The 8,032-nt window shown below is 44.2% G+C and carries 7 protein-coding genes and 1 pseudogene; 4 read left to right on the forward strand and 4 right to left on the reverse strand.

Annotated features, from left to right (window positions below; translation table 11 throughout):
* From pgsA to A3G19_RS03780, 4 genes are all read left to right on the forward strand, one after another.
* On the forward strand, window positions 1–418 hold a 418-nt coding region (gene pgsA, locus A3G19_RS03765), incomplete at its 5' end, for a CDP-diacylglycerol--glycerol-3-phosphate 3-phosphatidyltransferase (protein WP_294870644.1).
* A gap of 1 nt (window position 419) precedes the next feature.
* Window positions 420–1,472, forward strand: a complete 1,053-nt coding sequence (gene rseP, locus A3G19_RS03770; protein WP_294870646.1) for an RIP metalloprotease RseP — start codon at window positions 420–422, stop codon at window positions 1,470–1,472.
* Complete coding sequence (locus A3G19_RS03775) at window positions 1,469–2,146, forward strand: YggS family pyridoxal phosphate-dependent enzyme (RefSeq protein ID WP_294870648.1); 678 nt, start codon at window positions 1,469–1,471, stop codon at window positions 2,144–2,146. Before rseP ends, A3G19_RS03775 begins: the two co-directional genes overlap by 4 nt.
* 88 nt (window positions 2,147–2,234) lie before the next feature.
* The gene (locus tag A3G19_RS03780; RefSeq protein ID WP_294870650.1) at window positions 2,235–4,451 is read left to right on the forward strand and encodes an EAL domain-containing protein; all 2,217 of its coding nucleotides are present in this window, start codon (window positions 2,235–2,237) and stop codon (window positions 4,449–4,451) included.
* On the opposite strand, the gene A3G19_RS03785 is transcribed toward A3G19_RS03780, so the two are convergent.
* The 4 genes and pseudogenes from A3G19_RS03785 to A3G19_RS03800 form a co-directional block, all read right to left on the reverse strand.
* Window positions 4,448–5,434 carry a HAMP domain-containing sensor histidine kinase gene (locus tag A3G19_RS03785; RefSeq protein ID WP_294870652.1) on the reverse strand — a complete coding sequence of 329 codons (987 nt, stop codon included), beginning with the start codon at window positions 5,432–5,434 and terminating at the stop codon, window positions 4,448–4,450. The two genes, A3G19_RS03780 and A3G19_RS03785, sit on opposite strands and share 4 nt — an antisense overlap.
* Entirely contained in the window at window positions 5,434–6,672 is a 1,239-nt protein-coding gene (locus A3G19_RS03790) for a M18 family aminopeptidase (RefSeq protein ID WP_294870654.1), read from the reverse strand. Before A3G19_RS03790 ends, A3G19_RS03785 begins: the two co-directional genes overlap by 1 nt.
* The gene (dinD, locus tag A3G19_RS03795) at window positions 6,672–7,526 is read right to left on the reverse strand and encodes a DNA damage-inducible protein D (protein ID WP_294870656.1); all 855 of its coding nucleotides are present in this window, start codon (window positions 7,524–7,526) and stop codon (window positions 6,672–6,674) included. The genes A3G19_RS03790 and dinD overlap by 1 nt, the downstream gene beginning before the upstream one ends.
* Window positions 7,527–7,599: 73 nt before the next feature.
* Window positions 7,600–8,032: pseudogene (locus A3G19_RS03800) on the reverse strand (DNA polymerase III subunit alpha); the annotation flags it as partial.

The following is an 8,032-nucleotide window of genomic DNA, read 5'->3' on the forward strand; positions in this document are numbered from 1 at the left end:
ATTGTTATTTGTCATCGCGTCGGTAACCGATTTTTTCGACGGTTATGTCGCACGTGAACTCGATCAGATCACTATTGTCGGTCAGATTCTCGATCCGCTCGCCGATAAGATGCTCACCCTCGCCGCATTTTTAGGGCTGATGATGAGTGGAGCGGCATCGGCGTGGGCAATCTACATCATCATCGTCCGTGAGCTGTTTATCACCGGGCTTCGTACCCTCTCTGTCTCTGAGGGAATCGATGTCAGCGCATCGATGGCGGGTAAAGTCAAAACTGTCGCTCAGATGATCGCGATCGGATTTTTACTCATGCATTGGCCTTTTGCGAATGTTTTACTCTGGATAGCGGTCACACTTACGATCTATTCGGGAGCTGAATACCTCGTCGGATTTGCTAAAGCCTATAAAGGAAAACTCTAATATGTCTTGGTTAGTAGCTCTTCTCGTCCTCTCTGCCCTCATTTTTTTCCATGAACTCGGGCATTACAGTGCCGCCCGTTTTTTCGGTGTCTACGTCGAAGTCTTCAGCATCGGTTTCGGTAAAAAACTCTTCTCGTTTCAATGGATCGGAACGCAATGGCAAATCTCCGCAATACCCTTAGGCGGTTATGTCAAGATGAAAGGGCAAGATGATTCCGATCCCACTGCCATCAGCAGTGATAATGACAGCTACACCACTAAAAAACCGTGGCAACGGATCATAATCCTACTCGCAGGGCCTCTGGCAAACTTTGCCTTAGCCTGGGTCTTTTTTTATGCCATCGCGTTAGGTGGTCCTCAAGCGCTCTCTCCTGTTATTGGTAAAATTGTTAAAGATTCGCCTGCACAGGAAGCCGGTTTGCTAAACGGGGACAAAGTACTTTCAATTAATGGTGATGCTATTAGTGCATGGGATGAGCTCTCTGAATCGATCAAAACCTCTCAGGGTACAATGACATTGGTGATCGATCGCAACGATAGCCGCCACTTTATCACTCTCACTCCTCGTATTAGCGAGACAACCAATCTTTTCAAAGAAAAAATCCAGCAACGTATGGTTGGTATCGCCCCCGCAGGTGTCACCCATACGCTCGATCTGAGTTTCACCGAAACGCTCTCTTACGCATCCAAACAAACGTATGAAACTTCCTTTCTCATTTTTCAAAGCGTCCAAAAACTCCTCACGGGAGTTGTCCCGGCTAAAGAGGTCGGAGGAGTTGTCAGTATCGTTCAAATCACCGCCGACGCAACGGCGTACGGATGGATGAGTCTCTGTTTCTTTGCCGCTTTGATTTCCGTCAATCTCGGAGTCCTCAATCTCCTCCCTATCCCCGCACTCGATGGTGGGCATATCATGTTTAATCTCTACGAAATGATCCGCCGTAAAGCTCCGAGTGAAGCAGTTATTACCCAACTCACAATCGGAGGATGGATGATACTGCTCGGACTCATGAGTTTGGGGCTCTATAACGATATTACGAGGTTAATGCAATGACAACTTTGGAGCAAAAACTCTCATTTGACCGCATTATCGAGCGTGTTGAAAAAGCCCGTTTACGGGTAAACGATCATCACATTGTCAAAATTGTTGCCGCCAGCAAATACGTCGATGCGGAGGCGATCCGTAGTCTCTATGCTATCGGGCAAAGAGCTTTTGGAGAAAATAAAGTACAAGACCTCGTGACTAAAAGCGAAGCATTGAATGAACTCCCCATCGAATGGCATTTCATCGGAACGTTGCAAAAAAACAAGATCAACCATCTTCTAAGTGTACGCCCCCATCTCCTCCACTCTATCGATTCGCTGGAACTCGCCCAAGCCCTGAATGAGCGTCTGGAAAGAGAGGATATGACACTGCGTGCTCTAATTCAGATCAATTCGGCCTATGAAGAGTCCAAAAGCGGATTTTTTCCCGAAGAGATCAATGAAAAATACGCTCAAATCATGCAAGAGTGCCCACGATTGCATCTGCAAGGGGTAATGTCTATCGGAGCACACGTGGAAGAACCTGCCATTGTCCGTAAAAGTTTTGAGACAACCCGCCGTATTTTTGAAACCCTCCCTCAAGCTAGCGTTTGTTCTATGGGAATGAGCGGTGATTTTGAAATGGCTATCGAATGCGGTTCCACTATGGTCCGTTTAGGCTCTATTCTCTTCCCGAAAAGTTAGATTGCTTAATCATTTACTATTTTTTCGTCATAAGAGCCTTTCTCCTATGTTATAATGATAATGAATAGGTAAAGAAAAGGTTATGATTGTGACACAAACGAAACAACGTGCGATACTCTATGCTATGAGTATTGTAGTATTGCTCATTATCGTTTTTATTGTCACAATTGTTCAGGATAAGAGAAAAGTACTCGAAGAAAAAACCTCCGCACACCGTGCCCTTTTACGCAACTCCTATGATCTGGCAATGCTTGATACCCAAAAAGGGCTTAATGAATTAGCATTCAAACTTGCCGGAAACCGAGAAATTGTCGATGCGTTTGCCGCAAAAGATCGTGAAAAGCTCTATCAACTCTCCCTCCCCTATTTCGAAGAGGCAAAAGCTCGCGGCGAAGTCGATATGAGCGGATTTGTCGGTGCTAACGGTGAACATTTTCTCCGCCTTCAAGAGCCAAAAAAATATGGGGATAATATTTTACACAAACGGCCAATCTTGGCTCACGCTATTAATACTCGTAAAAGTGTTACAAGTTTGGACGTTACTATTTACGATGTTTCCGTCGTAACGATTGTACCGATCTTTAAAAATAAAACATTTATCGGCATTATCCAAACCGTTGCCAAAATCGACCGTGTTCAAAAACGGCTGGATGCCCATTCAGGTATTAAAAGTGCCATTGCTTTTGATACCAAAAAACTTAAAAATCTGCTACCTGAATCAAACCATATCACCTACCACGGTTATTCACTTGTCTCCTCCAATGACTCTCTTTTCGATCAGCTCCCCTCAAATTTCAACTTTGAACAAAGCAGTCGTTATACGATCAATGTTCATGACTATGTGATCGCTTCACGCTCTCTAACCAACTACAAAAATGAAGTCATAGCCATGATGACCTGCGCATTTGACATTACAGCAGATGTCCGTGAATATGAAAGAGAACTTCGAAATCTACTCATCATCAGCTTTGTATTGTTAGCGGTTATCGGGATCGTCTTACATTACGGTTTTCAAATCTTAATCCGTCGAATCGATCGTGATGCTCAAGTTACCCGAGAACTGAATCAAAAATTATCCCATCAGCTTCATAGTGATCATCTCACCTCTCTCCCTAATCGAAATGCTCTCATCCGCGATATCCATTCCAGCCGCTTTTATGCCCTTATCCTTTTAAATATCGATAATTTCAAAGAGATCAACGATTTTTACGGTCATGCCATCGGAGATGAAACGATCCTTGCACTCACACACTCTATCCAAGAAGCAATTGCAGATTTCTCTATGAAACTTTATAAAATGCCCTCGGATGAGTATGCAATCGCCCTCACCGAGCCAATGAGTTTAACCCAGCTTGAAGATTCTCGCCTCTCAATTATCCACCATTTGGAATCTAAATATTACAATATTTATGGAGCCAGTATCTATGTCACATTAACGATGGGGATGGATATCGCCCTGCGAAATCGTACGACCAATTCTAGTAATCTCCTCGCTAATGCGGATATGGCGTTAAAAGCCGCGAAAAAACGGCATCTTAGCTACATGCTCTACGATGAGACTATGCAAATCAAACAAGAGTATCAAAATAATATTTTATGGAGCAAAAAAGTCAAAGAGGCGATCGAAGAAAAACGGTTTGTTCTCTATTATCAACCAATTCTTGACTCAAAAACCGGAGAATTAGTCGAATATGAAGCTCTGATCCGTATGATCGATACCAATGGTTCAACCATTGCTCCGAACAATTTTCTCCCGGTTGCGAAGCAATCGCGTCTCTACCCGCTCATTTCACAGTTTGTTATTGAAGAAGTCTTTAAGATGCTCGAAACGACTCCGCACCGATACTCTATTAATCTTTCTGTAGATGATATTTTTGATAAACATACCAAACAGTTTTTACTTAGTAAGCTTCACTCTACCGCTCATGCAAAACGACTTATTTTTGAACTCTTAGAGAGTGAAGGAATCGAAAATTATCAGGAAGTTTCTTTGTTTATCGCCGAAGTTAAAGAGTTTGGCTGTCGCATCGCTATCGATGATTTTGGTACCGGATATTCCAATTTTGCCCATATTTTACGGCTCGATGTCGATATCCTGAAAATCGACGGTTCACTCATCCGTAACATTGATACCGATACCAATGCGCAAACCATTCTAACCGCCGTTACCGAATTTTCCAAACGGCTGAATCTTAAAACGGTAGCCGAGTTTGTCCATTCTGAAGCGGTCTATGATAAATGTAAAGAGCTGGGAATTGATTATCTCCAAGGATATTATCTGGGAGAGCCTAAGCCATTGAATTAAAATGAGAGGGTAAAACGAAATCCTTTGCGCTCCCCCTCACACACCCCAATCTCTCCGCCATGCGATTCGACGATATTTTTAGCCAATACCAGTCCTAAACCATTGCCTCGTTCTTTCGTACTTTTAAATGCTTCAAACAGCCACTTCTTGTTCTCGATAGCTATTCCGCTGTCATAGACCTCAAAAAGGTGAAATGAGCCCTCTTGGGAGTGGAGTATTTCGATTTTTCCTTCATCTTCTTCGTCCAGTTCGATAGCATCAATCGCATTAAAAACAAAATTGGAAAAAAGCATCGTTAATAAATCTAAATCCCCGAAAAGTTCAAAATCCTCTTGGGGAAATACAAATTCAATATTTTTGGCATAACTGTAATAACCGATAGCACTCATCAACGCTTCACGAATTTGATTCCAATGAAGCCTGTTTTTCTGAGCACTCACCCCTTTAGAAAACATCAATGTCGCTTTGATAATCCGCTCGATCCGATAGAGGGATTTTTGAATCTCTTCCACAATAGGACGGTTCTCAGGGATAACTCTTTTGATCAACGTCGATGCGAGCAGAGCAATCGAGCCCACAGGATTACGGATTTCATGGCTTAAATGTGCCGCCATCTGCCCCATGGTTGCAAGGTTCTCTTTGCGCTTTTGTTCGGTGATATCGGTTGCACTAAAAAGATGCTTTTCGTTATGGTGAACCGATTTAATCAGATACGATCGCTCTTCGAAATGTACCTCATAATCTTCTTCCCCGAATCGGAGCGTTTCAAACAATGAGCTCAGAGATTTAGCCTGAGAATTTTGTAGAAATATCGTCCCGTCCTTCTCTACGATCCAAATGGCATTGGGGAGAAATTCGATCACCTGTTCAATCGTCGATTGCAAATAATCGTACGATTGACGAAGGGCCACATACTCCTCTTCAACCTTGTAGGTTTGATCGATAAGGGCTTTAAGTTCTGCGGGGGAAATAGCCTCAGACATTAAAAATCGCCCACATGCATTAAAATACGGTAGAGTCCATAAGCATCACAGATACCGGAAAGTTCACGGATAGAGTGCATACCGAGCGTTGGAACCCCCACATCGATCGTCTCAATCCCCAAACGGGTTGCGGTGATCGGACCGATCGTACTGCCACATCCCACATCGCTGCGGGTGACAAAGGTTTGGATTGGTATATGAAGCGCCCTCGCGCACTGAACAAACCGCCCCTGTGTCCGTGCAGACGTTGCATAACGCTGATTGGAATTAATCTTGACCGCAACACCCTGATTCAAAAGCGGAGCATGCTCTGAGTCGTGCTTGCTCGGAAAATTCGGATGCTGTGCATGGGCATTATCACACGATACCATGAGGGAACGGCGCATCAGAGTCGTAAAACTCTCCCCTGCGATACGGCGAAGCGTCTCTTCGACAAATGTCCCCCCTGCCCCTACATGGGAGTCACTTCCCACCTCTTCGTGATCCATACACGCTAACATCATAGGATAAGAGGTTTCGAGCAAAGCATTCATCCCGACATAACAGCTGAGGAGATTATCCAAACGTGCCGAGGTGATAAATTCCCCGTTGATCCCGACAAAAGATCCTTTTTGCAAATCATAAAAACTAAGTTCATGGGCTAAAAGGGTAAGAGAGGTCGTATCTTTTTGAATCTTAGAGAGAAGAAAGGTCTCAAAATCGACCTCACCTGTGGCGATGATCGGGACAATGTCGGTCTGTGCATTGATAGAGCGTGAGCTGTTGGCTTCACGGTCTAGATGGATAGCAAGTGAGGGGATAAAAGCGATAGGGTGATCAATATTGATCAGAGCCTCTTTACGTGTCTCACCTTCGAGGTATACAATCCGTCCTGCCAACCCTAGATCACGATCAAACCACGGGTTTAGCAATACTCCGCCATAAGGTTCCACCCCCAATCGTTTAACCCCTGCCGAAGTCGTTAGAGGATTGGGTTTGAGACGCAGATGAGGAGAATCGGTATGGGCTCCGACGATGGTGTACCCTTTCTCCACGCACGGCGGATAGGTAAAGGCGATAATCGAAGAATCGTTACGGGTAACGTAGTAATCCTTATCCTCTTCGAGATTCCACTCCTGATCCTCTTCCAAACGGATAAATCCGCGACATTCCAACACTTTTTTCATCCATGCCACCGCATGAAACGGAGTCGGAGAAGCATCGATAAAATTGATCAGTTCTTCGTTAAATTCGCGCATTAGCCTTTTTCCTTATTCTCTATTTTTTGAGTGCTTTGTGCTAATCTTTTATCATTTGCCCTCACTCTGCGTTCGAACTTTTTGATATCTTCTTCGGGAGCAAGTTCTTCGGGTTTAATCCCGCTTTTACCCAATAATTCCCGAACTTCACTATTATTTTTGATATGTTCATGCGTAATCGGTACTTCACCGAATAAATCACGCGCTTTGACATTATAGTTGGTAATCTCGGTCGCAAGGTCTTTTGCCTTGATCGTGATTGTCGGGAGGAAATCTGCAATGGGACGATTTTCGGGCATCCCCATCTTTGCTTTCATCTCTTGTGTATTATACCCACCGAATAGTGCATAATCGCCTTTACTGCGGATACGTCCGAACCCTTGATTATCCACACCCCGTTCATAAATATTTTTAGAGAGTTCCGTTTCGGTAGCGGTGAGTTTTTGACGGGCTTCGAGACGTTCAGAGAGGGCAATACGTTCTTCGAGAAGTTCTTGTTTGCGGGTTTGTAGTGCAAAATAGCTTTGGGCAAAAGCGATCCGTTCTTTGCGAGGATCGCCGTTTTGAGCGATGAGATAGCAGGCATAACGGGTGAGCATAATGTCATCGACTTCTCGATGGGCTCCTTTGCCTGTCTCGATCATTTTCCCGACGTCGGGAAAATGATCTAAAGCCGATTGTCCTGAATTTTGACATGCCATTTTTGCTTTTTCAATAACCTGTTTAAAGTTATCCCATTTGGTATAATCCAAAAGCCCCATCAGCTCTCTAGCATACCAAAATTCTACACCCTCTTGTTCATGCACCGCATCTTCGAAGCTTTTATGGAGAGAGGTAATCAGTTGTTTTTCCATTGCATTTTCCTTCGCGCAAATCTATAAATAGTATAGCTTTGAACGAAGATTTACTCCAAAATATGGCAGATTGTTATATAACATCCACATCTTCCAAAATACTTATCTCTTCTATCACCTTATTATCAACCCGTATCGCCGAATCGATAACGACATCTGCGAGTTTCGAAACGATGGTGAGTTTGATCTCTCGGCGTCCCGGATGACGGCGGACGAGGGTGTAGAGCTTCTCTAATGTTTCGAGGTTATCGCTAAGGCGGATACGCAGTTGCAACGGTTCCTGCGGCGGGAGATTTTCAACGATCTTGGTCTCTACCTTTTTCGCCTCTTTTTTCGCTTCGTTCAGCGTCATAATTTTCGTGACGCTGATACGGGTGAACATCTCGGTGTGGGTTACCTTGACCTTGAACGCAATCGGCTCATCGAGATCCATCGCTTCGAGTTGCTCTACCCTGTCGCTAAAGAGCATCACTTCGATATTGCCGTGGAAGTCCATCAGGCTCACT

It is taken from the genome of Sulfuricurvum sp. RIFCSPLOWO2_12_FULL_43_24, assembly GCF_001829605.1.
Lineage (GTDB): Bacteria > Campylobacterota > Campylobacteria > Campylobacterales > Sulfurimonadaceae > Sulfuricurvum.

Coding starts and splice junctions, on each gene's coding strand:
- rseP (WP_294870646.1), top strand. CDS start 420: ATGTCTTGGTTAGTAGCTCTTCTCGTCCTCTCTGCCCTCATTTTTTTC.
- A3G19_RS03775 (WP_294870648.1), top strand. CDS start 1,469: ATGACAACTTTGGAGCAAAAACTCTCATTTGACCGCATTATCGAGCGT.
- A3G19_RS03785 (WP_294870652.1), bottom strand. CDS start 5,434: ATGTCTGAGGCTATTTCCCCCGCAGAACTTAAAGCCCTTATCGATCAA.
- A3G19_RS03790 (WP_294870654.1), bottom strand. CDS start 6,672: ATGCGCGAATTTAACGAAGAACTGATCAATTTTATCGATGCTTCTCCG.
- dinD (WP_294870656.1), bottom strand. CDS start 7,526: ATGGAAAAACAACTGATTACCTCTCTCCATAAAAGCTTCGAAGATGCG.